We start from the raw sequence: 1,491 nt of genomic DNA, 5'->3' as shown, positions 1-1,491 counted from the left end.
GGCTCGGACGCGGAAGCCGTGGGCCTCCGCGAAGTGACCGGATCCTGCCCAACCGGCGTCGCCCCGGCGGAGGTTCGAGGAGTCGGGCCGGTCTGACCGAACGCCTTACGCGGAAAGGATATGGTCAGCGGGCCGTCCGCTCCGACTCCCGGCACAAAGTCGACTGTGAGGTTCCACTCGCCGGTCCGCAGGTTCTGCACCTGCCGCAGTCGGCCGCCGACCCCTACCACCGGGCCTTCCCAGAATTCGGCCAACTTGTAGGCGAACGAATTCCGCCATTCCTCGGAATTCTCGTCGGGGCCCGACTTGATCAGCTCTTTGAGTCCGGAGCGGTCCACCGCGAGGAACAGCGGAGCCTTCTCCGGCACCCCGTTCTCGCGCAGCCAGTTGGCCAGACGCTTCGGGTCCAGCAGTTCCCGGGTCTCCTCGTTGCCCGTCTTGTCGTAGCGCTCCACCTTGTTTCCGACACGCCGCCCGAGGACGGCATAAGGCTTACCTCCGAGTCGGGCGACCAGTTTCTCGGTGTCGGTTTCCGACATCAGCAGGGCGAGATCGTGCCGCAGCCGTAGATCTTCACCGGCCTTCCGCAGGGAGACGGCGCCGGCGAACTGGGAATGATTTCCGATCGTCACCGACTCGCGGCCGTTGAGAACCGAATCGTCCACCGCGGCCGGGAAGAACTGCTTGAGGACGTCGGAAACGCCCGCCCGCGGCACCACCGCGCCGAACCGCCCGGTCGAGCTGCTGATGAGTGTGTAGGGGCTGGCCCACACGTTCACCTGCTCCGCGGGAAGCCTCGCGGCGGCCTCTTCGGCGAACGAGACATCGGTCAGGTCTTCGTTGCCGACCATGCACGACCAGAACAGGACGTTCAGCTTCTCCCCCATGCCCTCGGCCATCTTCAGCGCCTTGGCATAGGTTTCGGTCTGCATGACCGTATCGACCAGATGGGCGGGGGTGAGTGTGACCTGATTCGTGGCCTCTGACGAGTCGTTGCTCCGGGAAGAACGGCCCTTCAGACCGAAGGTTGCGTAGTCCGGTTCCCCATGCCCGCCGATGACCAGGACGGGCTTCCCGGCCAAGCCCTTCGGCAACGGGAACGTCCTAGTGCCGTAGACCCAGTACTTACCGTCGGCGGACTGCTCATAGGGATGGAGAACGCCGTTCTCGCCGAGGTCGAACGTCTTGAACTGCTCCTTGAATTTCCTTTTTTCGCCGGAAGGGAAGCTGAGCAGCGCCAGCGCGTTGTCGCTGCCGGTCTTCGTCTCGATCAAGTCGAAGACGTCCGGCCCGGCCGAACCGAATGACTCGCTGGATTTGGCAGTGAGTGAAGTCTCGGCCCGGCTCTGCCCAAAGCGGTTGACGTCCTCCAACGCGGAGTCGACCGTGGCCTCAATGGGCGGCTGGGCGGGTGCGAGGGAAAAGTTTGTCGGGTCGGAGTCGGCCGTCGACGTGCTCTGCGGCCGGGTGTCGGAGCCGTCGGGGTGGTGG

General features: G+C 64.9%; 1 protein-coding gene. It reads right to left on the bottom strand.

What is annotated here, in order from left to right; genetic code table 11:
* Positions 1-1,491, bottom strand: a 1,491-nt coding sequence (locus ACI2L1_RS45185; protein WP_404745299.1) for a hypothetical protein, incomplete at both ends; no start/stop codon positions are given.

It is taken from the genome of Streptomyces sp. NPDC019531, from assembly GCF_044903305.1.
GTDB lineage: Bacteria > Actinomycetota > Actinomycetes > Streptomycetales > Streptomycetaceae > Streptomyces.
This window is presented reverse-complemented; position numbering and strand designations above follow the sequence as displayed.